Genomic DNA, 25,954 nt, shown 5'->3' with positions numbered 1-25,954 from the left:
TCCACAACACACCAGTCCCATCAGAAACGACCACCCCACACGCCTCGCGTACGGTGCCGTCTGCGTCGCGCATGCCACCCCGTTGCCCATTTCTAGACATTCTCGAAGTAGCCTCGCGCCAAAACCGCAGGTCACCGCCTTTCTGTACTCGGCGGGATGTCTAGAAATGGGCAAGCACCTCGGCCTACCCCGTGCCACCGACGGACCGCGTCGCGAGATCGGTCGATTCGGTGACGGACTCGACGTCGCCGCCTGAGTCGGTGATGACGACAGCGCTGTCAACGTGGACGAGAGCGCTGTCAACGCGGGTGAGGGTGCTGTCGGTGATGAGGCGGCGCTGTCGATTTCCTCTGAATGGGCGACAGATCTGCGCAGGTCCGGGGCCCTAAAATCGGACAATGTCGTATCCCGGCCCGCCGTCCGGACCGCGTCCCGCTCGGCCGAGTACGTTCGGCGCGGCTGCCGCACCGCCGCCGCCACCCCCACCGCCTCCGCCCAAGGCGCGGTCGGTACCGCCTCCGCCGCCCCCTCCACCACCGTCGGGTGCGTCGACCCCTCCGTCATCGAGGGCATCGCATCGCCGATCTCAGGACTGGCCGCTGCCGGTTCCGGCCTCTGCCGCAGCGCCCGTGGTAGCCGGGACTGTCGTCTCGGGACCCGTGGTGGCCGCGCCGGTGCTGGCGACGCCCGCCGTGGCTCCCCTGCACGTGTACCAACCGGTGATCGTGCTCGGTGCCGATCCGGTCGAGGTCGCCACCCGGCGTCCCTGGCAGGTGACGTTCTTCGGGTGGTGGCAGGTCATCGGGCTCGTGTTGATCGGGGTCAGCGAGGCGATCTGGTGGGTGTGGTTCCTCAGCATCGACAGCTGGTCCCAAGCCCCGTCGAGCAGCACGACGTACTCGGACTACGGGTACGAGACCACCACCGTCTCGGGCTGGGATCTCACCGGCTATCACGACTACCTGCTCGCCGTGTCGATAGCCGTGCTGGTTTTCTGGGCGATTGATCTGTGGATCGCCATTTCGTATCTGCGAGGCGCGCGCGGGGCGTACCTGTACTACACGGTCATCGGAATTATCCGGATCTCGGTGGTGGTGCTCATCCCCGTCGCGTTCGTGGTCTTGTACTTCGTGGGCTTCGCCGCCCTCTTCGCCTACGCGTGATCAAGGAGGACAGGTGGAAGCCGCCATTGTGATCGTGATCGTCATCGCCGTGATTGTCATCGCGATCAACGTTTTCATGTACTACCTGCTATGGAACCGGCGCTCACGCGCCTACTTCAGCAGGCAGAGCGTCGACATCCGTCGGCAGCAACGGCGTCGCTGACCGGTCGGGCCGGGCGAGGCTACGCCACCAACCCATCAATACTGGTGCGGTCGAATGCCGTGCGGTCGAGTTCGGCGCCGTCGGGAAGGTGGGTGCGCAGCGATGTGAGGTCGGCCAGCACGTCGTCGGCGTGACGAAGTCCGACGCCGTCGATCTCGCCGGGCGTCACCAGGGTTTCGGGCTCGAGGCCGTGTCGGTGAGTCAACGCCGCACCGAGCAGCCGGTGCGCCTGATCGCGGTCCACATCCCACAGCGCATCTGCGGTCAGCAGATACAGCCGCACCGCGGGCGGGTAGTCGTCGAGGTGGACCAGCGCCCACGCCCAGTGTTTGGCGACGTCGACGGTGTCCGCCTCGCCGCGACCGTGGGTCCGGACGTACTTGCCGTGCAGTTCGCGGCACAGAGGCGTCGCGTCGGCCCACAGGTGCAGATGCGACATGCAGCGCACCGAATCGTGCAGGTTGGACAGGTACATCGGCGAGTACGGTCCCTCGCGGCGTGATCGGATCTCGCGCAGGACCGAGAACTCGGCCAGCGCATGTCCGTACTCACCGGCCGAGAGCAAGGACCGGGCTTCGTCCTGCATTTCCTCGATCACGACTCGATTGTCGCCGACATGGCAGCAGAAAGTGATCTGTTTCACAAACATGTACCGGCCGCAGACGGGCGTCGACGGCCGGATTTTGGGCAGAAATACCCCAATTACCTGGGGATACTGGCCACGCGCGGTGCGGCCTGGCATCGTGGGAAGTGTGAGCGGATACGACAACGACAGCACCCCTGAAGGCTCCGACGGCGAGTACAGCCTCGATCCCGACGATCAGCTGCAGCCCGAGGACACCCTCGACGATCGAGGAGTGGACGACGTCCTCGACGAAGGCTTCTCGCCGCCCGACTACGCGCCCAAAGGGGCGGTCCACGGACTGACGGCCCAGGAGATGCGTGACGGGGAGACGCTCGATCAGAAGCTCGCCGAGGAAGAGCCCGACATCGGTGCGACCGACCCGCTCGACGACATCGTCGCCGACGAGAAGCGGGACTGGCAGTCACACGAATCGGACTCCGACGACGAATTCGCCGAGGGTGCCGATCAGGTGGGCGAGCGTCGGGCCGGCCGCCTGCTCGCACCCGATCGGGGTGACGGTGTGGACACCGAATCCGAGGCCGTCGCCTCCGATTGCGGTATCGACGGCGCCGGCGCCAGCGCGGAGGAGGCGGCGGTGCACGTCGTCGGCGACGAGGCCTGACCTGGGGCTGGCCTCATGCCGCCATGTCCGGAATGCGAGAGTCGTTACCGGGCAACCGTTCTTGCGGCACCTCGCCACGCGACCGGTCCGACACGGAGGAATTCCGTGTGGGACCGGTCGTTTCGCGTTGTGATCGCGGCACGACACGGCGAGCGGGACGTCCGGCGCCGGTGCCGAACGGAATACGCGTGATCTGGGCGCGTTGACAGTTCCACGCGTCGTAGGAACGATGGACTACGACGACTCGGGAGAGCCCGGGGTCCACACGCCACGGGAGGTACTCCAGTGAGCATTACCGAACGCATCTCCACCAGCCCAGACGGTACCCACGCCGATCAGTCACCGGCGCAACGCTTTCGAGAGGTCCGGGAGCTGACCGACGTGCTGTCGGCGCGACTGTCCGCAGAAGATCAGACACCGCAGTCGATGACCGAGGCCAGTCCGGCGAAATGGCATCGCGCGCATGTCACCTGGTTCTTCGAGGAGTTCGTCCTGCGGCGCGATCCGTCCTACACCGTGTACGACGAAACCTACCGCTACCTGTTCAATAGCTACTACGAGGCGGTCGGCGAACGACATCCACGCCCCGACCGCGGACTCGTGACCCGACCCGGCGTCGAGGACATCACGCACTACCGCAATTACGTCGACGGTGCGATGGAGGACGTCCTCACCCGCGGCGCCCTCGACGACGACGCCCTCGATCTGCTCGAACTGGGCTGCAATCACGAACAGCAGCATCAGGAATTGCTCCTGATGGACATCAAGCACCTGTTCTCCACGATCCCGCTCTCACCCGGACCGGTGTACGTCGACCGGGACCCGGACACGCACACATCCACCGGCCGGACCACCTGGCGGTCGGTCTCCGGCGGCATCACCGAGATCGGTGCGGCGCCGGGAGTGGGCTTCTCCTACGACAACGAGGGTCCGCGGCATCGAGTGTTCCTGGAGGACTTCGAGATTGCCGAACGTGCCGTCACCAACGCCGACTGGCTGGAATTCATGGCCGACGACGGTTATCGGCGCCACGAGTTCTGGCTGTCCGACGGGTGGGCCACGATCCGTCAACACGGCTGGGACGCACCGGGCTACTGGCGATTCGACGACGGCGAATGGACCACCTTCACGCTGTCCGGGCGACGACGCATTGAACTCGACGAACCCGTGATGCACGTGTCCTTCTATGAGGCGGATGCCTTCGCCCGGTGGTCCGGAGCCCGACTGCCGACCGAATTCGAATGGGAGGCAGCCGCTTGCGCGCTCGGGTCGCAACGGGGTGAGCTCCTCGACCCGGACCGATGCCACCCGGGCGTGGCCGGGGCGGCGATGATCGGCGACGTCTGGGAGTGGACCGCGAGCGCGTACCTGCCCTACCCGGGTTTCGTGCCCGCCAATGGTGCGGTCGGGGAGTACAACGGCAAGTTCATGTCCGATCAGCACGTCCTGCGGGGAGCCAGCGCGATCACCCCGCGCGGGCACGAACGTCTGACGTACCGGAACTTCTTCCCGGCCCCGTCGCGGTGGGTGTTCGCCGGTCTGAGGTTGGCGCGGTGACCGTTGACGTCGTGGCACCGCTGGCCGCCGACGCGCTGGCCGGCCTGTGGCTCGATCCGCCTGTGCTGCCGACGAAGTGGCTCTACGACGAACGCGGCAGCCGGCTGTTCGACGAGATCACCCGCGTGCCCGAGTATTACCCGACACGTCGGGAGACGGCGATCCTGCGAGCCCACGCCGACGACATCGTCGCCACGTCGAACGCCACCACCATGGTCGAACTCGGCTCCGGCACCTCCACCAAGACGCGTCTACTGCTCGATGCGCTCGCCGCGCGGGCCGCCGCGGGTGTTGATGTCACCTACGTGCCGGTGGATGTCAGTGCCGAGATGCTGGCCGAGTCGTCGACGATCCTGGCGCGCGACTACCCGGGCATCGCGATCGAACCCACCGAGGCCGACTTCACCGAATCCGAACTGCTACTTCCGGGTTCGCCGGGGAACCGACTGGTCGTGTTCCTCGGCGGTACCATCGGCAACTTCGACGACGACGCGCGGCGCGCCTTCTTCGACGGGCTCGCGGCGTCGCTCGCCGTCGGCGACCACTTCCTGCTCGGTGCCGACCTCATCAAGGACACCGGGCGTCTGGTCGCCGCCTACAACGACAAGGCCGGTGTCACAGCGGATTTCAACCGCAACATGATCGAGGTGCTCCGTACCGGGCTGGCCGCGACGGGACTCTACGCCGACGACTTCGACCACATCGCACGGTGGAATCCGGCCCGGCACCGCATCGAGATGTGGCTGCGGGCCCGGCGGGACGTCCGGGCGTATTTCGCGGTGCTGCAACGGGAATGGGTACTGCCGGCCGGCGCGGAGATCCTCACCGAGATCAGTACCAAGTTCGATCCGGCCACCCTGGACGCCGAACTCGCCGACGCCGGACTGGCGCACGTCACCAGCTGGACCGACCCGCACGGCGACTTCCTGCTGACCCTCAGTCGTCGCTGAGCAACTCCCGTACCCGCGGAATGACCTGCGTGCCATACAGTTCCACGCTACGAACCAACGCGCGGTGCGGCAGTGTGCCGTGGGAGTACTTCATGTCGAAACGGGAGAGACCGAGCGCGCGGGCGGTGGTGGCGATCTTGCCGGCCACCGTCTCCGGTGAGCCCACGTAGAGTGAGCCGCCCGGTCCGGTGGATCGTTCGAACTCGATGCGCGTCGGTGGCGGCCAGCCACGCTCGGCGCCGATCCGCGACACATAGGCACGGTAGTGCGGCCACAGTTGGTCGCGGGCCTGCTCATCGGTGTCGGCGACGTGGCCGGGGGAGTGCACACCCACCGGCAGGTCCGTCGGTTTGCCGAGTTGGTCGAGTGCGCGGCGGTACAGGTCGACATACGGTGCGAACCGCAGCGGGTCGCCGCCGATGATCGCGAGCATCAGCGGCAGTCCGTGCCGCGCGGCGCGCACCACCGATTCGGGGCTACCGCCGACCGCGATCCAGGTCGGCAGCGGCGGATTCTCCAACTGCGGATACACGATCTGGTTGCTCAGCGGGCCGCGGGTGGTGCCCGACCAGGTGACCGGGTTACCGGTGCGCAGGTGGGAGAACAACTCGAGTTTGTCGGAGAAGAGCTCCTCGTACTGTTCGAGGTCGTACCCGAACAGCGGAAAGGATTCGGTGAACGAGCCGCGCCCCAGAATCACCTCGGCCCGACCGGACGACAGGGCGTCGACGGTGGAGAACCGCTCGAACACGCGGACCGGGTCGTCGGAGGACAGGACGGTGACCGCCGAGCCCAGCCGCATCCGGGTGGTGCGGGCCGCGACGGCACCCAGCACCACCTCGGGCGCGGATACCGCGTAGTCGTCGCGGTGATGCTCGCCGACGCCGAGGAAGTCGACGCCGACCTCGTCGGCGAGGACGGCCTGATCAAGGAGATTGCGTATCGACTGTGCCGCGGTGATCGGCGCACCGTCGTCGTCGACGGTGACATCACCGAAGGTGTCGAGCCCGAGTTCGAGATTCACGACGTCAATTGTGCCCGTCGACGGGCGCGGCGAGATGTTGGCACGAAAAGAGCACCTCGTCCCGCCAAGAATCGGCAGACATGTGCAATGCTGATTCCGGCCAGAAAACTGGTCGTATCACTATTTCTGAAGGAGCACTCCCGTGTGGGATTCGTTCTGGAACTTCCTGTGGTCGATGATCATCATCTTCGCGTTCGTCGCGTACCTGGTGGTTCTCTGGTACATCATCGCCGACCTCTTCCGCGACCATAAGGCGTCCGGTTTCTCGAAGGCGATCTGGGTGATCTTCCTGATCATCCTTCCGTACCTGACCGCGCTGGTGTACCTGCTGGCCAAGGGCCAGGGCATGGCCGAGCGTTCGCAGGCGGCGGCGGCCGAGTACAAGAAGGAATCCGACAAGTACATCCAGTCGGTCGCCGGGACCTCACCCGCGCAGCAGATCGCCGACGCCAAGTCGCTTCTGGATTCCGGCGCGATCAATGCCGACGAGTACGAGGCACTCAAGGCGAAGGCGCTCGCTCACTGAGATTCTTCGAGTCGTCGCGACTCCTCGACCGCCCATCCGGATTCACCGGGTGGGCGGTCGGCGTTTGTCGGGCCGGACTCAGGCCTCAGAGGCTGTCGGGTTCGCCGCCGAACGGATTGGTGGTGTGCCCGACGAGATCTGCCACCGAGTCGATCACCCGCGTGGGCCGGTAGGGGAACAGTTCCACCGATTGGATGGTCGAGATCCCGGACAGCACAAGCAATGTCTGCAGTCCCGCCTCGAGTCCGGAGATGACGTCGGTGTCCATCCGGTCGCCGATCATCAGGGTGTGTTCGGAATGCGCGCCCATCTTGCGCAGGGCGGAGCGCATCATCAGCGGATTCGGTTTGCCGACGTAGTAGGGGTCCCGCCCGGTGGCACGCGTGATCAACGCGGCGACCGCACCCGTCGCGGGCAGCGGGCCCTGCGTCGACGGCCCGGTCGCGTCGGGATTGGTGGCGATGAACCGCGCGCCGCGCTCCACCAGGCGGATCGCGGTGGTGATGGCCTCGAACGAATAGGTCCGGGTCTCCCCGAGGACGACGTAGTCCGGGTCGACATCGGTGATGACGTAACCGATGTCGTGCAGAGCCGTCGTCAGGCCGGATTCGCCGACGACGTACGCGCTACCGCCGGGACGTTGGGTGTCGAGGAATCGCGCGGTGGCCAACGCGGAGGTCCAGATGGCGTCCTCGGGGATGTCGAGGCCGATGCGCAGGAGTCGGGCGCGCAGGTCACGGGGCGTGCGGATCGAATTGTTGGTGAGCACGGTGAACGGGATGCCGCCGTCACGGAGTTCGGCGATGAGCGCATCGGCACCGGGGATCAGGTGGTCCTCACGGATGAGGACACCGTCCATGTCCATCAGGTAGGTCCAGGTCATGGCTCCACGCTACGTCGTTCTCCGGCCGCCGGTCGTGGCATGCCCTACCCTCGTGGAAATGGAACTCGTGCGCGCGGTACCGATCCTGACGGTCGACGACCTCGACGAGGCCGTGAGGATGTACACCTCGTTGCTGGGACTCGACGTCCTGATGAATCACGGATGGATTGCGACGCTGGGCAATTCGGATGCCACCGGCGGTGCGGCACCACAGTTCTCGCTGATGACCGCCGACGCGACCGCGCCGGTGAATCCGGTGGCGTCACTGCAGGTACCCGACGTCGACGCCGCCTACGCGCAGGCGCTCGCCGACGGTGTGGAGATCGTCCACCCGCTCTGCGACGAGGAGTGGGGTGTGCGGCGTTTCTTCTTCCGCGACGCCGACGGCAACGTGGTCAACGTGCTGTCTCACCGTCGGTAGCCGCACCGTCGGTAGCGGCACCGTCTGGGGCCGCACCGACCCGCCACAGCGGATTGACCGGCCCGTGGCCCGCGCCGAGGGGATAGGCGGCCGCGAGCCCGCGCGTCACCCAGTCCTTGGCGAATCCGACCGCATCCGGCACCGACCGGCCATGTGCGAGAGCACATACCGTCGCGGCCGCGAGGGTGTCGCCGGCGCCGTGATCGTGGCCGGTGTCGATGCGTTCATGGGTGAACTCGAGGAACCGTTCACCGTCGAACAGGAGATCGGGGCTCTGCGCGCTGGTCCGCAGGTGTCCGCCCTTGACCAGCACCCAGCGCGGGCCGAGTGCGTACAGGGCGCGTGCCGCGTCACGCTGGGTGGCGTCGTCGACGACGTCGATCCCGGTCAGCAATCGTACCTCGTCGAGGTTCGGGGTCACCAGGGTTGCCAGCGGAAACAGCTTGGTGCGCAACGTGTCCAGGGCCTCGGTGGCCAGCAGGGCATCGCCGTGCATCGATGCGCTCACCGGATCGACCACCAGGGGGACGGGCGCGTCGCGTCCGATGCCGAGTTCGGTGCATGCGGTCACCACGGCGTCGATGATCGGCGCCGAGGCGAGCATCCCGGTCTTGACCGCCGACACACCGATGTCGGAGACCACCGAGTGCATCTGGGCGGCAACGATACCCGGGTCGATCTCCTGGAACCCGGTGACGCCCAACGAGTTCTGCACGGTCACCGCGGTGACGGCGACGCATCCATGCAGGCCCAGCAGTGCGAAGGTGCGCAGATCGGCCTGAATGCCCGCGCCGCCACCGGAATCCGAACCGGCGACGGTCATCACCCGCGTCGGCGTGACCCCCGGTGGGGCGGTGGGCAGCAGGGAGAGGCTCACGGCGTGCTACCCGCCTCGATGGGAAGGTAGATACGTCCGCCCGCGTCGGCGAATTCCGCTGACTTGGCCGCCATTTCGGCGGCGATCTTGCGGTCGATGTCCTCGGCGGTCACCAGATTGTTCTCCTCGGCGTAGGCGCGGACGTCGGCCGAGATCCGCATCGAGCAGAACTTGGGGCCACACATGGAGCAGAAGTGGGCGGTCTTGGCCGGTTCGGCGGGCAGGGTCTCGTCGTGGTACTCGCGTGCGGTGTCCGGGTCGAGTGCCAAGTTGAACTGGTCGTTCCAGCGGAACTCGAAGCGCGCCTTGGACAGTGCGTCGTCGCGTTCCTGCGCGCGCGGATGCCCCTTGGCCAGATCGGCGGAGTGCGCGGCGATCTTGTAGGTGATGACGCCGACCTTGACGTCGTCACGGTTGGGCAGGCCCAGGTGTTCCTTCGGCGTGACATAACACAGCATGGCGGTGCCGGCCTGGGCGATCATCGCCGCACCGATCGCCGAGGTGATGTGGTCGTAGGCGGGCGCGATGTCGGTGGCCAGTGGGCCGAGGGTGTAGAACGGCGCCTCCTCGCACAGTTCCTCCTCCAGCCGCACGTTCTCGGCGATCTTGTGCATCGGCACGTGGCCGGGACCCTCGATCATCACCTGCACGCCATGGGATTTCGCGATCGTGGTGAGTTCCCCGAGGGTCCGCAGTTCGGCGAACTGGGCCTCGTCGTTGGCGTCGGCGATCGAGCCCGGACGCAGTCCGTCGCCGAGGGAGAAGGTGATGTCGTAGCGCCGGAAGATCTCGCACAGCTCGTCGAAGTGGGTGTACAGGAACGACTCCTCGTGATGGGCGAGGCACCATGCGGCCATGATCGATCCACCGCGCGAGACGATGCCGGTGACCCGGCGTGCGGTCAGTGGCACGTATCGGAGCAGCACCCCGGCGTGCACGGTCATGTAGTCCACGCCCTGCTCGGCCTGCTCGATCACGGTGTCGCGGTAGATCTCCCACGTCAACCTGGTCGGGTCCCCCTTCACCTTCTCCAGTGCCTGGTAGATCGGCACGGTGCCGACGGGAACCGGCGAGTTGCGCAGAATCCATTCGCGGGTCATGTGGATGTCGGAGCCGGTGGAGAGGTCCATGATGGTGTCGGCACCCCACCGCGTGGCCCACACCATCTTCTCCACTTCCTCGGCGATGGAGCTGGTGACGGCGGAATTGCCGATGTTGGCATTGACTTTCACCGCGAAGGCCTTACCGATGATCATCGGTTCCGACTCGGGGTGTCGATGGTTGACCGGGATCACCGCCCGTCCTGCGGCGACCTCACGGCGCACGAGTTCGACGTCGACATCCTCGCGGGCGGCGATGAACCGCATCTCGTCGGTGACAATTCCCGCACGCGCCCAGGCCAATTGGGTCGAGGCGCCATCGACCGGAGCGGGCCGCGTCCAGGAATCGCGGGTCGGTGGCAGACCCTGCTCGACGTCGATGACGGCGGCGTCGTCGGTGTAGGGGCCCGAGGTGTCGTAGACGTCGAGATGTTCGCCGTTGGTGAGGTGGATGCGGCGTTGGCCGACGCGCAGGCCGTCCACCTCGAGGTAGTGCTTGGTGCTGCCCTGGATCGGGCCGGTGGTCAGGATCGAGCCGTCGACGGTGTCGGTGGTGCGTGTGCGGTCACCGGATACAGGTGTGCCCATGGTCTGTAGTCTCCCTACGCCGGCATTACCCGGACAGGTTCGGGCGGTCGGCGACCGCCCGTCGCCATCTCAGCCCCCGGTACGTGGGAGCCCCCGCGTGTGAAGTTGTGCACCGACGATGTGCATCGTCGTCGTGCAGGGACGAGCATACGCGGGTCGGGGTTCATCCGATCGACATCGGGTGGTGTGGCGCCGATGGACCGGAGGATGGTGTCGGTGGCAGGGGGCCGGAAACGTTTCGCGGATGCGTGTCCGCGGTGGCCGAACCGTAACGGATTCGTCCACAGGCCGATGCGTTCACGTCACCCACCTACGGAACCGTAATGTAGTGTGTGACCGGGATCACAGGGAGTGGTTCGCCGACCGGAAGGGGCGCCGGTCGGCTGGGTTCGTCGTTCACCGGACGACGGCATAAGGGATATGGACACATGCAACGCAAACACCGGCACCGCCCGCCGCAGACGGCGCAGTCGATTCTTCAGCAGATCTCGCAGGTGGTGCACAACCCCGAGCGGGAGCGATTCGAACTGTGGGTAGCCGGTGACCTCGTCGGAGTTCTGGGCTACTCGATCGACGACGTCGACGGGCAACGGACGGTGACGGTGCTGCACACCGTTCTGTACGACGAGTACACCGGGCACGGCCTCGGCACCCGATTGACGCGGGGTGCGCTCGCCTACATTCGCGACCAGGGGGCGCGGGTGCGTCCGGTGTGTACCTTCACCAAGGATTTCCTGGACCATCATCCCGGTGTCGTGCCGTTGGCACCGGTGTAGTTGTGCCGTTGGCGCCGGTGTAAAAGCCCTGGTGGGCTCACTCGCGGCGACTCGCCGATTTTGACTTAGGCTACCCTGACCTCAAACCGCCGTCGAGGAAAGGGATGTCCGGCATGGCCGAGACCCAGCACAAGGCGCCGTCGAGGGGTATCCAGGGAGCGATCCTGAAGCTGCTCCGCGCCGACGACTACGAGTTCACCGTCACCAGCAACGAGGTGGTCACCGATCACTACATCCGGGTCGGATTCACTGGCGGCGGTCTGCTCGCCGATCGTCCGATCCATCCGACGATGTGGGTTCGATTGTGGTTCGAGTCGAACGGGAAGGCGCATCAGCGCGGCTACACCCTCGCCGACGCGGACGCCGCGGCCGACACCTTCTTCATCGAGTTCGCCATCCACGACGGTGCGGCGGCCCGCTGGGCACAGGCCGCGCAGCCGGGGACCACGATCGGTGCCACGTTCATGGGATCGAAATTCGCCATCCCGGAGCCGGCTCCCACGGGGTGGCTCATCGCGGGTGATCCGGCCTCGCTGCCGGCGATCAATTCGTTGCTCGACGCGCTGAGCGCGTCGTCGTCGCCGGAGGTGGCGGCCACGATCTGGTTCGAATTCGCCCACGATGACGACAAGGATCTGCCGATCCGGCTGCGGCCACAGGACACCCTGCATTGGGTTCGCCGCGAGCGTGACGGTGCCGCCCTCGTCGACGCGGTGCGCGCCGCGGCGACCCCGTCGGCCGGCCAATTCGGTTGGGTTGCCTTGGATTCCACCAGCACTCGAGCCGTCGCCGGGGTGCTGCGCGAGGACTTCGGCCTCGGCAAGAAGGGTGTGAAGGCGCAGGCCTACTGGCGCCCGGAGGCCGATCCGTCCTGATTGTTCGGGGTTCGGTCTGGGCAACAGCGGGTTGGGAATCGCGAACAGACAGGTTAGCCTCTCCTTCAGCGGGGTTCCGGGGGTGGACTCCGGGTATGACGGGAGTACGACATGACACAGGGATCGGCCGGTAACGACGCTGTCGGCGGGGCGGCGGGTGGGGCAGATGCCCCCTACGACGAGGCCTACGGGTCCGCGTACCCGGCCGACGACTACCCGACCGAGCAGTACGCCGTCGACCAGCCGGCCGCGGCCGACGCTTCCGCGGACTCGGGCTCGGACTCCGGCGGCGGCGTGAGTTGGCCGACGGTGCTGGCCTCGGCAGGTGTGGCCGCGATCATCTCCGCACTCATCGTCACGATCGGCGTCGTCGGCCTGCTCATCGCCGACGGCGACAATGGTGGCAGCAACACCGCAGCCCAGCCGACCGTGGTGAACCTCGGCGGCGCCGCGAACACGCAGGCGCTCGGTGCCGCGCCGGCCGGGTCGTCCCCGGCCGCCGGGCAGGCACCGGCCGCACAGACTCCCGCCGGACAGGCACCGGCCGCGGCACCCACCGAACAGGTGCCCGAGGCCGGAGCGCCCGGTGGTGCACCGGCGGCAGCAGCGCCCGCCACCGGAGCTCCCGCGGCCGGCGCCCCGGCCGCGACGGGTGCGCCCGCAGCAGGCGCCCAGCCGACACAGCAGCAGGCGGCTGCCGCGCCGGCGGCGCTCACCCCGGGCCAGCTGACCACCAAGGTCAAGACCGTCATGAACACCAGTGCGCCGCGTGCGGGTCGCGCCTCGGAACTGCAGGGCGGTAACCAGGCGCTCATCTCCGTCGACACCGTCTCGCGGTTGCTGGCGTCCTACCCGAACTCCGGTTTCACCTACCAGATCATCGGACCGGTCACCGTCAACGGCACCACGATGAATGCGCAACTGCAGATGTCGGTGCCGGGCTACGGATCTCGGTACAAGCCGATGAAGTGGTTCTGGCTCGACGGCAAGTGGAAACTCTCGAATGAGAGCGTCTGTGTGATCGCCGCGTACGCCATGGTCCCGTGCTCGGTCGCCTGAGCATGACCAGGCTGCGCGCCCTCCTGGCGCTGATGCTCGCCGCGGTCGTCCTCGTCGGTGTCGCCGGGTGCTCGTCGTCCGACGATGAAAGTGCCGGTGGCACAGTGCAGATCAACCTGCCCGACGGCCGGTCGATCACCATCCCGGAGACCCCGAAGCGCATCGTCACACTCGGCGGGCAGTGGACGGACGTACTGCTGTCGTTCGGGGTGACACCCGTCGGGTACTACGACACGATCCAAGCGCAGGGCGGCCAGAACCCGCCGTGGTTCGGCAACAAACTCGCCGACTCCACGGCACTCAATCCCAACGACGACGTCGTCGCCAATGTCGCGAAACTCGAGCCGGATCTCATCGTCGCACCCGGCTTCGCTTCGATGAGCGGCGTGTTCGACAAACTCACCGACATCGCGCCGACGATCGACAAGATCAGTGGCGCACAAGTGGATCCGTGGCAGGACATGGTGACCCTGATGGGAACGATCCTGCATCAGCCGGACAAGGCGAAGGAGATCATCGCCGGCGTCGACGCGAAGATCAAGGCGCTGGCCGACGAGTATCCCGCCATCAAGGGCAAGACCTACACCTTCGCCTACCTCTACGGCACCGACCAGTTCTCCGTGCTCGGCGACCCCAATGACGGTGCCGGACAGCTGTTCACATCGCTCGGCCTGGTGATGGCACCACGGCTGATCGCGCAGTCGCAGAAGACCGGTGAGCCGCGGTTCCAGATCAGCGCGGAGAACATCCCGTGGCTCAACTCCGACCTCCTCGTCATGGGTGTCCAGAACGACGACCTGCGTAAGCGACTGCCCGGACTTCCCGGATACCAGAATCTCGACTCGGTGAAAGCCGGTGCGGTCACGTTGATGGACACGGTGCAGGTGACCGGGCTCAACGAACCCTCACCCAACGCCACCGTCTACGTCCTCGACCTGCTCAAGCCGGCGCTCGCACGGGCGGCGGAGGAGTAGGCCCAGCTTCCACCCACCAAGGTGGCCTCGATACGGCTCGTCGCTATCGCTCCTCGCCTACTCGGCCAGCGGTGGGTAACGCCCGCTGGTCGAGTGCGCCGCGCGAGCGAAGCGAGCTCGTCGCGTATCGAGACCACCCCGCAAGGCGAAAGCGTCGCGTAAGCACCAGCTTCCACTCACCGAAGTGGCCTCGACCTCGATAAGCTCGGCCCGGCGGATACGGGCTCCGCAAGCTCCGCCCCACTAGGCCAGCGGTGGGTAACCCCCGCTGGTCGAGTGCGCCGCGCGAGCGAAGCGAGCTCGTCGCGTATCGAGACCACCTCCGCAAGACGACAGCGAAACCGGGTTACCGCCAACAGAACCCAATCCTGTGGATGTCGATGCCATTCATACCCAACCGGTCCCGTGCCGATAAGTTATGTCGTACCCCCTCGATACACTTGTGACAGTTCAGTTGATCCGACCGAGCAGAGGGGGTGAACATCATGGCCGCCAACATCATTGATGCCACGACCGCAGCTCCGGAGTTGTCGATGACCGCCGACGACGCAGCCATGATCGATCACCTCCCCGGCGAAGCGGCCACCGCCCTGGCCCGCTCCCTGCAACGCCAGGAACGACAGGTCATCGCGCGAAAGGTGCTGTCAGCCGCGCGGATCGGGCAGACCGTGTTCCTCGACATGCTGATGTCGGATACCCAGATCAACCGCCACGTCGACGACGGCCCCGACAAGGCCGCCACCGGCAAAGTGTCTACCGCACTGGGAATCTCGGTCGCACAAGCCAAAGCATGGATGATGTTCAGCTTCCTGCTGTCGAAACTACCCACCGTCACCGCCGCCTTCCTCGATGGCGATCACTGCCTGGAACGTATCCGCATCATCGCCGACGAGATCGCCATCCTCGACGACGATGATGTCCGCGCCTTCGCCGAAACCCGCGCCCTGGAGATCGCCGCATACAACCAGGCCGATCCGACCCTGCGGGAGCAGGTCGTCGAGATGGTGATTGCCCTGGATCCCGACGGCGCCGCCGACCGACGCGAAGAAGCCGCCGAACGCGACCAGAGTGTGCGAGTCCGCCGGGATACCAACGGGCACTGCAGCATCTCCGTCTACGCCCCCGGGGAGATGGGAGCCCACCTTGCCGCGCGGATCGCGCAGCTGCTCAGCGAACGTATCTGCGCCCGCGACCCGCGTCGTCGGGGTCAGCAGCAGGTCGCGGCGTTCGCCGATATCCAAGGACTGCCTGGCGGACGCCTATCCTGCCAATGCGGTCGGGACGACTGCCCCAAGGCCATCCCCTTGCCGGAGGAACCCGCCGACCTCGACCCCGCCGTCGGGCTGCCCGACGATGTCGACGCCGAACTCGCCGCACAACTCGAGTTCCCCGAGTCCGACACCTCTGATGACACCGACACCGACGATGAGGGTGAGTCGTCAGACGCTGACGTCGATCCGCAACTGGCCCTGGAACTCGTCGTCGACCCCGTCGGCGAGCGCGAAGCCCGGCTGGAACGCTACGGGGTCATTGACGATGCTCACGCTGCCGCGCTCATCAGGTCCGGGCTGGTCACCGTCGTCGAGTTCCCCGGACTCGAGGTACCCCACACCGGCACCACCGCCACCACGTTGCAGCGGCTACCCGCAGCGTGGCGCCGCCCCGACAACCCGATCCCCGCAACCCCGATCGACCCCACCGGGCACGGCGGATACCTCACCCCACCGAAAGGTGCACTCACCTACCGGATACCAGCCTGGTTGCGGGAGAAGATCATCGAGTTGGATGGCACCTGCCGATACCCGCATTGCGGCCGGCCGGCCAGTGAATGCGAGATCGATCACGTGGTCAAGTTCGTGCACCGCGATCCGAAAACCGGTGGCTGGACGGTGGAATTCAACCTGATGCCGCTGTGCACATCGTGCCATCAGCGAAAACACATGGGATTGTTGATCCCCACCATGCTCACCGACCGGGCGGTCATCTGGCGCGACCCCGTCACCGGGGAAACCATCACCACCTATCCGCGGTAGGCACTGCCGCTGGGTGGTGCTGCGCTGCAACCGTTTTCCAGCACCGTGTTGCGTGGTCTCGACACGCCACGGGCTCGCAAGCTCGCACGAGGCGGCTTGACCGGCGGAAGGGTCGCCTCGACCGGCGGGGGTTGGGTTGTGCTGCAGTCGGTTTCCGGCGTCGGGTTGGGTGGTCTCGACACGCCACGGGCTCGCAAGCTCGCACGAGGCGGCTCGACCGGCGGGGGATGGGCGGCTCGACCGGTGGGATGGACGGTAGGCCGGTCCGATCACACGCTGACCGGTGCCAGGCGGATGCCCGCGTGCTGCCAGCGGGACACCGTTGCCCGACGGGATGACGTCGGCGTCGACAGGAGGACGGCGAATGTTGCCGGGGGATGGGAGAAGTCGCGGTAGTGGTCGCGGTAGAACGGCAGGGATTCGGCGAACCAGTCGAAGTCGGTGTCCGACGCGGTCAGCAGGTGCTGCGCGTGGGTGATCACCGTCAGGTATCCGCGCCGTGGCGGACTTCCGGCGCCCGCGGTCAGGTTGTCGAGGTCGCGCATCGCGTCATCGAAGGCGTCCTTGTTCTTGCCGAAAGACGAAGGGAATCCCCATGCCTCGGCGAACTCCGCGTACAGCAGCGGCAGTGAACGGAGGCGGTCGCCGTCGACGACGCGGACCTCATACGAGTCGGCAACGGAGTCGGGCAATGATGTCACCGACAGTGCGTCGGTGGTCAATCCGACTGCGGGACCACCTCTTCCGGCATCGGTGAGGAACTCGCCGATGGTGCGTGAGTGCCCACTCATGACGGCCCCCTGATCAATACGAAACTCCGGTAGTGGTCGGCGGTGTACCACGCCGACCCGTCACTGCCGGTCACGATGCGTTCGGCGTCGCGCGAACGGCCGGGCTCCTTCGGGTTGACATCCCACTCCCGATACGTGATCCGCTTACCGGCGGAATCGCGAGCCGGTAGCCGACCCTCGCTGTTACGGAAGGTGATTCCGCCTTGCGTGCCGGGTGCGTCGGCGGCCTCGGGCCATTCGCCGGCGTCGATGAGCGCCAGCGTGCGGGTCACCCGGGCGGGGACGGTGGCCGTCTGCCGGGACGTCGACCGCCCCGACGCTGCGACCGACGACCGTGCGACCGAAGACCGTGCCACCGACGAGCCCGCCACCGACGAACCGGACGACCCGGCATCGTCACCCGCATTGTTGATGAGCCAGGTCGCGATGACGACCACGGCGACGACGACCAGGCCGATCGCGGTGACGACGGCCTGACGACGCCGCTGCGCCGGGGTCTGTGTTCGTGATCCCCGGGCCGATGACCGCGGCCGCTTCGATGTCGCATTCACGTAGCTCGCCCTCCGTCGCCGAGTGCGAGGTAGTGGTAACTGTGATGCAGCGCGAAACCCCGTGACCGGTACCACGTCCCGGCCACCCGGTTGCCGGCCTCGGCCTGAACGTAGGCGGCGTCGGCACCGTGCTGCACTCCCCACGACAACAACCGGGACACGATGGCGTCGCCGAGATGACGTCGACGATGGTCAGGATCGGTCCACACCGCGGTGACGCCCAACCATCGTCGTGAACCCGGCGCCTCGGTCACCGCACCACGACCGATCGCGATGGGCTCCCCGTCGTACTCGACGGAGGCGAAGACCACCGAACCATTCTCGCCGGCAACGTTGTTGAGCACGCCGGCGCCGACGGTGAGGTCGGCCTCGTCACCAAGGTAGGCGCGTAACCAAGCGCGCGACGGATCAGCCCCGAGCGTGACATCGCCACCGCCGGTCGGCACTCCGCCGTCGGCCGGCACGTCGTCGAGAGTCCGTGTCAACACCTGGATCTCGTCGCTCGCGGGCACCCCGACGATCTGCCGGGGCAGCAGCCGATCGGGAACCGCGATGAGCGTGCGCAATCCCCGCGCCGCATACCAGTCCTCGATCACCGACAGCATCTGAGCATCGACGCGAGCCGAACGATCAACGGCGATGGCCGAATTCGCGCGCCGAGAGATACCGCCACCGGCGCGCAGCAACCATCCGTCGATCTCCTCGTGCTCGATGCCGGGCCACGCCAGCGCCGCGGCATGTTCCAGCGTCCGAATGTCGCTGTTGCGGACCGCGACCGCCGACAGCAGCCGCATCGAGGTGATCGCCGACCGCGGGATGGATTCCACGACCCCGTCGCGCTCGAGGCGGATCGGGTCGCCGTCGTCGAGCAGGAAGCCGGTCACATCCGACAGCGACGGCCGTCCCGGTGCCGGGCGGGGATTGGGGGTATCGCGCCAATCGGCCGGGGTCGCATCGCCGAGTCGGTAACGCACGACCACGCGATCACCGCGGAAAGCCCCGGACGACACGCCGAATCGATCCGGCATCGAACCCGCCGCCCCGGTCATCGTGACATCCGCACGTTCAGTCGTCGTCGTGACCGAACGGATCCGCCTGCTCACCCGGGGTCCAGGTCAGCCCCGGAACACCCCAGCCGTTGCGCTTGATCGCCTTCTTCGCGGCCCGGGCATTCCGGCCGACCAGCACGTCGACGTAGAGGAATCCGTCGAGATGACCGACCTCGTGCTGCAGCATCCGGGCGAAGAAACCGTTGCCCTCGATCGTCACCGCGGCACCGTCGCGGTCGACACCGGTGACCCGGGCCCAGTCGGCGCGGCCGGTGGGGAACTGCTCGCCGGGCACCGACAGGCAGCCCTCGTCGTTGTCGTCCGGGTCCGGCATGGTCTCCGGGATCTCCGAGGTCTCCAGCACCGGATTGATGACCTCGCCGCGGCGTCGGGCCGCCATCCGGGACTCGCCGTCGGGGCAGTCGTAGACGAACATCCGCCGACCGACCCCCACCTGGTTGGCGGCCAGGCCGACGCCGTTCGCGGCGTCCATCGTCGCGTACATGTCGTCGAGCAGGGTCACCGTCTCCGCCGACGGCCGTCCGTCACCGTCGAGTTCGACGAGCTCGGTCGGACGGTGCAGAACCGGCTCACCGACTATGCAGATGGGGAGAATTGCCATGCACGACAGGTTATCGTGCGCGCAGACGGCCACCGGCGCCGATGGTCCCGCGCGACGTGCCGCCCGCGCGTCACGTCAACCCACCCGGTTCTGCGTGGTTAGATGTTCTCGAACCACACCGTTGTCATTCGCCGGCCCCGAGCCCGTCATGCGCGACGTCACCAGACGCCCGATGATGGACCGGTGGACCTCGATGACGTGGTGTGAGGGGTCGCAGAGGAGATCTTCGAGGGAGCGAGATGGACGGCGCAGCAGCGCGAAGCCAGAATCAGCCGGGCCAGGGCCCGGAGTCTGAGAAGACCCACGACGTCGACGGCGCGCAGAACATCGATCCGAACGAGGTCGGTCCCGACGGGCTGTCCCGCCGCGAACACGACATCCTCGCCTTCGAACGTCAGTGGTGGAAGTACGCCGGCGCCAAGGAAGAGGCCATCAAGGAGCTCTTCGGACTCTCGGCCACGCGCTACTACCAGATCCTCAACGCGTTGGTGGATCGGCCGGAGGCGCTGGCCGCCGACCCGATGCTGGTGAAGCGCCTGCGACGGTTGCGTGCATCACGCCAGAAGGCGCGTGCCGCACGTCGACTCGGGTTCGACATCACCTGAGCCCGCACGCCCCGGCGCTGGAGAGCAGACGCCATGCGTGTGTGCGTTAAGGTCATCGGTGATGAATGCTGATCGCGAGTCCAACCGCCTGCCCCTGAGGGCCGGAGCCATGCTGCTCTTCGCGGTTGCCATCGTGTTCGTGGGCTTGGGCTGGCACTCCGCGGCCACCGCGAACGACAACCCCGAGGAACAACTGCAGGCCGCGCAGTCGTCGGCGCCGTCGACGAGTGTCAGCGTGCCGGCCAGCACGTCGACGGTGAACCAGGGCAACACCACCATCTGCGTGATCAATGCGGGTGAGGTCACCGGGCTGGCCGGTGAGGTGGACTCCCAGGTCAAGGCCAAGGGCTACACCACCGAGGGCATCAACAGCGAGAGCAACTACTCGCAGGGCGGCTTCTCCGAGAACTCCATCGTCTACTCGACGTCCGCGCAGAAGCCGCTCGCCCAAAAGCTCAACGACGACCTCGGCGGCGAGTTCAGTGTCGACTCGCGCAGCTCCTTGGGCAGCGGGTTCAGCCGCTGCGACGGCGGGATCGCCGTGGTCGTGGTGAGGCAGCCATGATCGGCACATCCGTCCATCGAGACCCCAGCGTCCCAGGCTCCGGCAACCCAGACTCCGGCAACCCAGATTCCGGCGTCCCAGACCTCAGCGTTGCAGCCCCGGGCGCTGACACCGGCTCATCAAGGCAGCCCGGTTTTCCATCACATATCACTCGAGGAGCGAGATGACCGTCAGTTCGAAATCAGGCTCTGCGTCCCTGCGCGCGCTCGCGGTGCTCGCCTCGGCCGGCGCCGTCGGGTTGGCACTGGCGGGATGTACCCCGGACGAGCCGACCACCACCGAGAAGGGCACCACCCCGGCGGTGCAGACCGGAAACCCGGCGCCCGTCGTCGGACTCGTCGACGCCGACGACATCCCCTCCAGCAGCGGTGAGAAGGGCTCGGCCACCATCAAGGACACCTCCGGCAAGGACATCGGTACCGCGACCTTCAGTCCGCAGGGGTCCTCGCTGGCGGTGCTCGTCAAGGTCAACGCCGGCAGCGGTCTGCCGGCCGGTTTCCACGCGATGCACATCCACTCCGGAAGTACCTGCAACACCGCCGACAAGTTCGACTCGGCGGGTGGCCACCTGCAGGTCGGTGGCAACACCGGCCACCCGGCCAGCGGTGACCTGGTGTCGATCAACGTCCTGCCCGACGGTTCGGGGACGACGCTGACCTCCACGGACGCCGTCGACCTGGAGCAGGTGACCGGCAAGACGATCATCATCCACGAGAACGCCGACAACTTCGCCAACATCCCCGATCGCTACCAGGCCAACGGACAGCCCGGGCCCGACGAGACGACGATGAGCACCGGTGACGGTGGCGCGCGCCTGGCGTGCGGCGTCATCGAGACCGCGGGGTAGACCGCCCTGCCGAGCGCCCCGGTCACAATCCCCGTGTGGTGACGTGATGCCCGCCATCGTCCCGATCGAATTCTCGGGCTCGCCGGAGCCGACACTCGGCGTCGAGTGGGAGTTCGCCCTGACCGACAAGGTCAGTGGCGATCTCTCGAACTCCGCGGCAGACCTGTTCGCGGCCTTCGGATCTGCGCATCCGCATCTCGCCGGCAAGGTGCACAAGGAACTGCTGCGCAACACCGTCGAGTTGGTCACCGGCATCTGCCGGACCACCGGTGAGGCGGTCGCCGACCTCGCCGAGACGTTGCACGCCGTCCGCGGCGTCGCCGACGACCTCGGCGTCGATCTCTACGGGGCGGGTACCCACCCCTTCGCGCAATGGTCGACGCAACTGCTCACCGAAGGCCATCGGTACGCCGAACTCATCGAGCGCACCCAGTGGTGGGGCCGGCAGATGCTGATCTGGGGCGTGCACGTGCACGTCGGCATCTCGCACCGCGACAAGGTGCTGCCGATCCTGTCGTCGCTGCTCAACTACTACCCGCACCTGCTGGCGTTGTCGGCGTCGTCGCCGATGTGGTCGGGGCGCGACACCTCCTACGCCAGCAACCGGGCGATGATGTTCCAGCAGTTGCCGACGGCGGGCCTGCCCTTCCAGTTCCAGACGTGGCATGAGTTCGAGGCCTTCGTCGCCGACCAGAAGACCACCGGCATCATCGACCACATCAACGAGATCCGCTGGGACATCCGGCCGTCGCCGCACCTTGGCACCATCGAGGTGCGGGTGTGCGACGGGACCACCAACCTGCACGAGCTCTCGGCGCTGGTGGCGCTGATCCACTGCCTTGTCGTCGACCTGGACCGCCGGTTCTCCGCCGGCGAGACCCTGCCGCAGATGGCGCCCTGGCTGGTGCAGGAAAACAAGTGGCGCGCAGCAAGATACGGACTCGAGGCGATCGTCATCCTGGACGCCGACTGCACCGAACGCCTCGTCACCGAGGATCTGGCGGATCTGCTCGTGCGGCTCGCGCCGATCGCCGCCGACCTCGGCTGCGTCGACGAACTCGCCGGGATCTCCGAGATCATTACCCGCGGCGCGAGCTATCAACGGCAGCGGGCGACGTTCGCCGACACCCGGGACATGCGCGCGGTGGTCGCCTCGGTGGTCGACGAACTGGAATGACCCGCGGCACCGCTGTGCCGGCCGAGAGCCGGGGCGGTGTGTTCGGCGTGGACCCGACCGCGACCGCGCGGGATCGGGTGCGACCGGAAATGCGCGACCATTGCGCCACCTACTTTGACAATTCATTTTCCGGCATGTGAAGTCGGCTTTCTCCGACCGTGCAAATGTCGGTTTTCGCCGGTGGCGGCCTGTCCGGATTGCCGCACTGACCACCATTTCGCCGATGTCCACGGGATTGCGTCGCGCCCGCGTGTTGGCTTGTGACCTCTGCTAACGGACACTTGGAGGTGCTGCCCGTCGTGTGCAGCGTCCGAAAATTGGTGTCGGGGTATCTGGCAAAGGAAATGAAGGTTCATGAATTCCGTCGTGACAATCACGCATTCCCCGCAGTATTCCGTGCGCCATTACGCCGGCGCATCGGCATGGGTGGACGACATTTGTGGGAGCGGAGCAACGATGATCTTCGCCGACCCGCACGCGCTGCCGGAACTGTGGCATGAGTACATCGACAGCGCCGTCGTCGAATACACCGCACGCGGCGTCCGGTCCGCGCTGGAATACGAGCGGATCCGCGACGGCCGGGACACCACCGTGTTCTGCGCCGTGCTCGACCCGACGGGTGCGGTCGTCGGTGGTCTCCGTGTGCAGGGCCCGTACCACGATGCCCGACAGTCACATGCGATCGGCGAGTGGGCGGGGCAACCCGGCCAGGACGATCTGATCGCGGCGATCAACCATCGCGTCCCCGACGGGATCATCGAGGTCAAGTCGGCCTTCGTCGACCCGTCGTCGCCGCTGGCCAAGGTGGCGGCGGGTGCGCTGGCGCGGTCGGTGAAGATCTCGATGGAGCTGACGGGATGCCGCCACATGCTCGCCACCGCGGCCGACTACGTGCTCGAACGCTGGTCATCCGGTGGGGGACGGGTCAATCCGCTGATCGCCGCGACCCCGTACCCCGACGACCGGTACCGCACCCGGGCGATGTTCTGGGACGCGGAGAACCTGCAGTCCTTCGCCGATCCCGACGTGTGGGAGGTGATGAACGCCGAGTACACCGCCGCATTCCGGTCGCGGGAGGTGTCGGCGGGGACGGCGACGGTGGCCTGACGGGTGCACGTGGGGGGTCGCCGACCGCGAAGGCTCACCTCAGGCAGGTGGCTTCTCGCGGTCCCACGTCCCCGACCCGTCGGTAAGCCTGCCGGTGATGATGTCGGGATTGAGTTCATTCCACGCAGAACCGCCGTCGCCGGCGTTGAGCATCTGCTCGACGTCGATGACGTGGCGGCCGGATTCGACGCGGCGGCCGCTGACGATGTTGCGGGCCGCCGCCGCGGCGAAGGCGCCGGCCATCGCGCCGGTCGAACCGAGTTGCGGCCAGGACGCGACAGCGCGGCCGAGTTGACTGGCGGAGAACGCCATTCGAGGGGTGAGGACGTCGCCGACGATCGACGCGGCCATTCGCAGTCGCTGGGCGGGGTCGGTGGCATCGCCGGCGGTGAAGTTCTCCACCCGGCCATGGAAGATCGGGTAGGTGGGGTCGAGGTCGTAGCGTTCGATGTCGAGAATGACGTTGTCGCCCATGTCGGTTGCGCTGATGACCGGAATCCGCAACGCGCGGGCACGGCGACGCATGTCGATCTTCGCTGCGACATCATCGATCTCTTCGATCACGATGGTTCGCGGACCGGACGGCGAGGTCGCCAGGAACCGGTCGGCCGTGGCCGGGGTGTAGCCGTCGGCGAACGATTCGATGACGGTGTAGGGGTCGGCCTCAAGGAGCCGACGCGCCGTCAGGTCCAGCTTGGCTGTCCCGACATCGCACACCGAGCCGGACATGCGGTTGAGGTTCGTCGTCGCCAGGGTGTCCGGGTCGGCGAGGCGGAAATGCCGCACCCCGGTCAGTGAACACGCCGACACCGCCGACGATCCGACGCTGAGTCCGGCGACGGCGATGATCGTCTCGCCCCACCGGCGTTGTTCCGCGCCGGTGACGAGGAAGCGATTACGTGCCGTCTTCAACCGATAGAACGTCGCGCTGTCGGCCATCCGGACCACCCGGCGGCGCCACGGGAACACCACGTACCGGCTGTGTTCGGCCACGACCGCCGGGTCGTCGTAGTCGAGTGGGTCGGCCGGGCGGACCCCTGGTTCGACGTGATCGAGTGCATCGAGTTGCCGCAGTTCGGCCACCGAATCGGGCCAGATGTCGACGAACTCGTACACATTCGACGAGGTGAGCTGCCGAATGCGGTCGGCATCCCGGGCGGGATGCAGGATCTCGAACGTCGCATCGCCTGCGGGTTCGGTGGCGCCGGGGTCGGAGATGCCGGCACCGTCGAAACGGCGGGCGCTGCGTGGCGGCGGGCCCGTCCGGGAGCCGCTCACGATGCGTGTCGACGCAGCCCTCGGTGTCCGTGTCGATGTTCTCGCCGATCGCGGCGCGACCGCCGAGACCAACGCCGAGGTGGTTCGTACTTGCTTGGCCGATCCTGCCTCCGACGTCGCCGTCGCCACCGGATCGTCGAAGTACCACTCGATGGTCGGGATCTGCGACACCATCGACCGGTTGCGCCCCAACGCCTTCGCGGCGTACAGGCGTTGATCGGCCGGCCGTGCCAGGACGTCGAGGACGGTCTGGGCATCGGGGTGTCGAGGTGCATTGAGTCGCTGCAGCGGCGCGCAGACGCCGCCGACGCTGACGGTCACCTCGGAGCGGGAACCGACCGCCAGACGCAACCGCGTCGAGTCGGCCTCGAGATCGGCCACACTGTCGACGCCGAACAGGACGGTGAACTCCTCACCGCCGGAGCGTGCCACGATCCCACGGTCCTGTACCTCCTCGTGGAGGACCGACGTGATGTCGACGAGGACGTCGTCGCCGGCCGAATGTCCGAGGGCGTCGTTGACGCGTTTGAAGTGATCGATGTCGATGACCAGCATGCCGATCAGCTGACCTGCCTCCTGCGCCTCGTCGAAGACGGTCGGCGCGCCCTCGAACAGGCCGCGCCGGTTGAGCGCCCCGGTGAGCGGATCGATCAGGCTCAGCGTCGCCTGTTCGTGGATCAGATCCGACAGATTGCGCCGCAGCATCGTGACCATCAGGGTTGGTGCGATGACCGCCATGATCACCGCACCCCCGCCGACCAGGAGATCGGTGAGCGATGCCGCGCGTACGGCGACGACGGTGAGTCCCAGGGTCACCGCGAACGTCATGAAACCGACGACCGTTCGGCCCGAGGACCCCATCGCGGCCAGCGCCGGGATCGCGGCCAACAGCACGAGCACCGCGTGTGACGTGCCCTGATCGGCGATCACCGCCGCCGAGCCGGCCACCCCGATCATCCCGCCCGCGCACAGGATGACGAACAGCCGGTCGTCGAGACTGCCCTGCCAGGCGGTGAGTGACACCGAGATCGCGGTGAACACCAGGATCGCCAGCAACAGTGGTCGGGCGCCGGCCACCGCGAAGGACGACGAGAACAGGGCGAAAATCAGCAGCGGTACCGCCCCCAGTTCGCTGCACAAGACAGC

Annotated in this window: 28 protein-coding genes and 1 riboswitch; of the genes, 18 read left to right on the top strand and 10 right to left on the bottom strand. The window is 67.0% G+C overall.

The genetic code is table 11. The annotated features are described in order from the left end of the window. Window positions 1-662 precede the first annotated feature (662 nt). Together ABLE92_RS13310 and ABLE92_RS13305 are read left to right on the top strand one after the other, a co-directional pair. The gene (locus ABLE92_RS13310) at window positions 663-1,163 is read left to right on the top strand and encodes a hypothetical protein (protein WP_348805256.1); all 501 of its coding nucleotides are present in this window, start codon (window positions 663-665) and stop codon (window positions 1,161-1,163) included. Between the two features lie 13 nt (window positions 1,164-1,176). Further along, window positions 1,177-1,326: a hypothetical protein gene (locus ABLE92_RS13305; protein ID WP_348805255.1), complete on the top strand. Its 150-nt coding sequence runs from the start codon at window positions 1,177-1,179 to the stop codon at window positions 1,324-1,326. A gap of 19 nt (window positions 1,327-1,345) precedes the next feature. Here the strand turns inward: ABLE92_RS13305 and ABLE92_RS13300 are convergent, their stop codons facing one another. Beyond that, window positions 1,346-1,924 (bottom strand): hypothetical protein, encoded by a 579-nt coding sequence (locus tag ABLE92_RS13300; RefSeq protein WP_348805254.1) that lies wholly within the window; start codon window positions 1,922-1,924, stop codon window positions 1,346-1,348. 154 nt (window positions 1,925-2,078) lie between these two features. Between ABLE92_RS13300 and ABLE92_RS13295 the strand changes: the two genes are divergently transcribed. The 3 genes from ABLE92_RS13295 to egtD all read left to right on the top strand — a co-directional run bounded on the left by ABLE92_RS13295 (window position 2,079) and on the right by egtD (window position 5,080). Then, the gene (locus ABLE92_RS13295) at window positions 2,079-2,573 is read left to right on the top strand and encodes a DUF5709 domain-containing protein (protein ID WP_348805253.1); all 495 of its coding nucleotides are present in this window, start codon (window positions 2,079-2,081) and stop codon (window positions 2,571-2,573) included. A 285-nt stretch (window positions 2,574-2,858) separates the two neighbouring features. Further along, entirely contained in the window at window positions 2,859-4,130 is a 1,272-nt protein-coding gene (gene egtB / locus ABLE92_RS13290) for an ergothioneine biosynthesis protein EgtB (protein ID WP_348805252.1), read from the top strand. Then, complete coding sequence (gene egtD / locus ABLE92_RS13285) at window positions 4,127-5,080, top strand: L-histidine N(alpha)-methyltransferase (protein WP_348805251.1); 954 nt, start codon at window positions 4,127-4,129, stop codon at window positions 5,078-5,080. The genes egtB and egtD overlap by 4 nt, the downstream gene beginning before the upstream one ends. On the opposite strand, the gene ABLE92_RS13280 is transcribed toward egtD, so the two are convergent. Then, complete coding sequence (locus ABLE92_RS13280) at window positions 5,067-6,104, bottom strand: LLM class flavin-dependent oxidoreductase (protein ID WP_348805250.1); 1,038 nt, start codon at window positions 6,102-6,104, stop codon at window positions 5,067-5,069. The genes egtD and ABLE92_RS13280 overlap by 14 nt on opposite strands. Before the next feature lie 142 nt (window positions 6,105-6,246). Here ABLE92_RS13280 and ABLE92_RS13275 point away from each other — a divergent pair, with 142 nt between their 5' ends. Continuing rightward, complete coding sequence (locus ABLE92_RS13275) at window positions 6,247-6,630, top strand: SHOCT domain-containing protein (protein ID WP_348805249.1); 384 nt, start codon at window positions 6,247-6,249, stop codon at window positions 6,628-6,630. An 85-nt stretch (window positions 6,631-6,715) separates the two neighbouring features. On the opposite strand, the gene ABLE92_RS13270 is transcribed toward ABLE92_RS13275, so the two are convergent. Next, window positions 6,716-7,513: an HAD-IIA family hydrolase gene (locus ABLE92_RS13270; protein WP_348805248.1), complete on the bottom strand. Its 798-nt coding sequence runs from the start codon at window positions 7,511-7,513 to the stop codon at window positions 6,716-6,718. A 58-nt stretch (window positions 7,514-7,571) separates the two neighbouring features. Here ABLE92_RS13270 and ABLE92_RS13265 point away from each other — a divergent pair, with 58 nt between their 5' ends. Beyond that, a complete protein-coding gene (locus ABLE92_RS13265; RefSeq protein WP_348805247.1) occupies window positions 7,572-7,934 on the top strand; it encodes a VOC family protein in 363 nt (120 codons plus the stop codon). Here ABLE92_RS13265 and thiD read toward each other — a convergent pair. Then, window positions 7,909-8,757 carry a bifunctional hydroxymethylpyrimidine kinase/phosphomethylpyrimidine kinase gene (gene thiD, locus ABLE92_RS13260; protein ID WP_348805348.1) on the bottom strand — a complete coding sequence of 283 codons (849 nt, stop codon included), beginning with the start codon at window positions 8,755-8,757 and terminating at the stop codon, window positions 7,909-7,911. The genes ABLE92_RS13265 and thiD overlap by 26 nt on opposite strands. A gap of 50 nt (window positions 8,758-8,807) precedes the next feature. After that, window positions 8,808-10,499, bottom strand: coding sequence for a phosphomethylpyrimidine synthase ThiC (thiC, locus tag ABLE92_RS13255; RefSeq protein ID WP_348805246.1), 1,692 nt, complete (start codon window positions 10,497-10,499; stop codon window positions 8,808-8,810). Then, window positions 10,494-10,606: riboswitch (TPP riboswitch) on the bottom strand. Its footprint overlaps the gene before it by 6 nt. A gap of 321 nt (window positions 10,607-10,927) precedes the next feature. Here thiC and ABLE92_RS13250 point away from each other — a divergent pair. From ABLE92_RS13250 to ABLE92_RS13230, 5 genes are all read left to right on the top strand, one after another. Further along, complete coding sequence (locus ABLE92_RS13250; RefSeq protein WP_348805245.1) at window positions 10,928-11,275, top strand: GNAT family N-acetyltransferase; 348 nt, start codon at window positions 10,928-10,930, stop codon at window positions 11,273-11,275. Window positions 11,276-11,388: 113 nt separating this feature from the next. Beyond that, window positions 11,389-12,150, top strand: a complete 762-nt coding sequence (locus ABLE92_RS13245) for a siderophore-interacting protein (RefSeq protein WP_348805244.1) — start codon at window positions 11,389-11,391, stop codon at window positions 12,148-12,150. Window positions 12,151-12,261: 111 nt separating this feature from the next. After that, entirely contained in the window at window positions 12,262-13,209 is a 948-nt protein-coding gene (locus tag ABLE92_RS13240) for an MTB12 C-terminal domain-containing protein (RefSeq protein ID WP_348805243.1), read from the top strand. A gap of 2 nt (window positions 13,210-13,211) precedes the next feature. Then, on the top strand, window positions 13,212-14,183 hold the full coding sequence (locus tag ABLE92_RS13235) for an ABC transporter substrate-binding protein (protein WP_348805242.1): 972 nt from the start codon (window positions 13,212-13,214) through the stop codon (window positions 14,181-14,183). Window positions 14,184-14,668: 485 nt separating this feature from the next. Beyond that, on the top strand, window positions 14,669-16,216 hold the full coding sequence (locus ABLE92_RS13230; RefSeq protein WP_348805241.1) for an HNH endonuclease signature motif containing protein: 1,548 nt from the start codon (window positions 14,669-14,671) through the stop codon (window positions 16,214-16,216). 269 nt (window positions 16,217-16,485) lie between these two features. Here the strand turns inward: ABLE92_RS13230 and ABLE92_RS13225 are convergent, their stop codons facing one another. The 4 genes from ABLE92_RS13225 to ABLE92_RS13210 are packed head-to-tail and all read right to left on the bottom strand — an operon-like array spanning window position 16,486 to window position 19,229. Next, a complete protein-coding gene (locus tag ABLE92_RS13225; protein WP_348805240.1) occupies window positions 16,486-17,007 on the bottom strand; it encodes a barstar family protein in 522 nt (173 codons plus the stop codon). Next, a complete protein-coding gene (locus tag ABLE92_RS13220) occupies window positions 17,004-17,558 on the bottom strand; it encodes a guanyl-specific ribonuclease (RefSeq protein ID WP_348805239.1) in 555 nt (184 codons plus the stop codon). The genes ABLE92_RS13225 and ABLE92_RS13220 overlap by 4 nt, the downstream gene beginning before the upstream one ends. Then, on the bottom strand, window positions 17,555-18,607 hold the full coding sequence (locus ABLE92_RS13215; protein WP_348805238.1) for an N-acetylglutamate synthase, CG3035 family: 1,053 nt from the start codon (window positions 18,605-18,607) through the stop codon (window positions 17,555-17,557). Before ABLE92_RS13215 ends, ABLE92_RS13220 begins: the two co-directional genes overlap by 4 nt. Before the next feature lie 16 nt (window positions 18,608-18,623). Continuing rightward, entirely contained in the window at window positions 18,624-19,229 is a 606-nt protein-coding gene (locus ABLE92_RS13210; RefSeq protein ID WP_348805237.1) for a peptide deformylase, read from the bottom strand. Between the two features lie 239 nt (window positions 19,230-19,468). Here ABLE92_RS13210 and napA point away from each other — a divergent pair, with 239 nt between their 5' ends. The 6 genes from napA to ABLE92_RS13180 all read left to right on the top strand — a co-directional run bounded on the left by napA (window position 19,469) and on the right by ABLE92_RS13180 (window position 23,530). Next, window positions 19,469-19,834 (top strand): nucleoid-associated protein NapA, encoded by a 366-nt coding sequence (napA, locus tag ABLE92_RS13205; RefSeq protein ID WP_348805236.1) that lies wholly within the window; start codon window positions 19,469-19,471, stop codon window positions 19,832-19,834. Window positions 19,835-19,895: 61 nt separating this feature from the next. Further along, window positions 19,896-20,399, top strand: a complete 504-nt coding sequence (locus ABLE92_RS13200) for a LytR C-terminal domain-containing protein (protein WP_348805235.1) — start codon at window positions 19,896-19,898, stop codon at window positions 20,397-20,399. 163 nt (window positions 20,400-20,562) lie between these two features. Next, window positions 20,563-21,246, top strand: coding sequence for a superoxide dismutase family protein (locus tag ABLE92_RS13195; protein ID WP_348805234.1), 684 nt, complete (start codon window positions 20,563-20,565; stop codon window positions 21,244-21,246). Between the two features lie 46 nt (window positions 21,247-21,292). Further along, complete coding sequence (locus ABLE92_RS13190) at window positions 21,293-22,423, top strand: glutamate--cysteine ligase (protein ID WP_348805233.1); 1,131 nt, start codon at window positions 21,293-21,295, stop codon at window positions 22,421-22,423. After that, complete coding sequence (locus tag ABLE92_RS13185) at window positions 22,420-22,563, top strand: hypothetical protein (RefSeq protein ID WP_348805232.1); 144 nt, start codon at window positions 22,420-22,422, stop codon at window positions 22,561-22,563. Before ABLE92_RS13190 ends, ABLE92_RS13185 begins: the two co-directional genes overlap by 4 nt. Before the next feature lie 316 nt (window positions 22,564-22,879). Continuing rightward, complete coding sequence (locus ABLE92_RS13180) at window positions 22,880-23,530, top strand: hypothetical protein (protein ID WP_348805231.1); 651 nt, start codon at window positions 22,880-22,882, stop codon at window positions 23,528-23,530. 39 nt (window positions 23,531-23,569) lie between these two features. Here the strand turns inward: ABLE92_RS13180 and ABLE92_RS13175 are convergent, their stop codons facing one another. Then, complete coding sequence (locus tag ABLE92_RS13175; protein ID WP_348805230.1) at window positions 23,570-25,948, bottom strand: diguanylate cyclase; 2,379 nt, start codon at window positions 25,946-25,948, stop codon at window positions 23,570-23,572. Between the last annotated feature and the right edge of the window lie 6 nt (window positions 25,949-25,954).

The organism is Gordonia oleivorans (assembly GCF_040044975.1).
Taxonomy (GTDB): Bacteria; Actinomycetota; Actinomycetes; order Mycobacteriales; family Mycobacteriaceae; genus Gordonia; species Gordonia oleivorans.
This window is presented reverse-complemented; position numbering and strand designations above follow the sequence as displayed.